Source organism: Bradyrhizobium sp. Arg237L (assembly GCF_029990105.1).
Taxonomy (GTDB): Bacteria; Pseudomonadota; Alphaproteobacteria; order Rhizobiales; family Xanthobacteraceae; genus Bradyrhizobium.
On the sequence record NZ_JAQMIL010000205.1, the window covers coordinates 1 to 636 of the forward strand.

The 636-nt window shown below is 68.9% G+C and carries 1 protein-coding gene; it reads right to left on the reverse strand.

Going from position 1 to position 636, the window contains the following annotated elements; translation table 11 throughout:
* Positions 1 to 636: 4Fe-4S binding protein (locus OZ411_RS43000; protein ID WP_282532809.1), on the reverse strand; the 636-nt coding region annotated here is incomplete at both ends.

Here is a 636-nt window from a genome sequence, read left to right on the forward strand (position 1 = left end):
GCGCCGAAATCGAGCCGCGGCACCAGCGTGATCACCTTCTCCGGACAGGTCGACTTGCACAGGCCGCACTGGACGCAGGCATCCTCGACGAAGCGCAGCATCGGCCGTTCGGGATCGTCGCGCAAGGCGCTGGTCGGGCATGCCGAGACGCAGGACAGGCACAGGGTGCAGCCGGACGCATCGACTTCGACGGCGCCGAACGGTGCGCCCACGGGCAGCGCGATGATATCGGCAGGCGCCGGCGCTGAGCGATGCAATTCGCCGAGCGCAAAACGCAGCACGTCGCGTTTCTTTCCCGTGGCCCGGAAACTCGCCGGTCGCGGCGCCGGCGGCAATGACGGCACCGCGCGCAGCGTCTCGAGCAGCGTATCCGGATCGTCGGTCTCGACGGTGGCGATTCGGTCCGTGCCGAAGCCGAGCCCGGCCAGGATCGGATCGGCGATTGCCATCGTCCGCGTTAGGCCCGCAACGTCATGGCGCGGTTTCGCCCGCAGCAGGAAACGCATCGCGGACGCGCCATAGGCGAAGGCGGCGGCGATGCTCTCGAGCCCGATCTGTGTGACTTCGTTGACCGCGAACGGCAGCACGTTGGCCGGCAGTCCATCGCCGAACCGCGCCAGCGCGTCGATCAGCGGC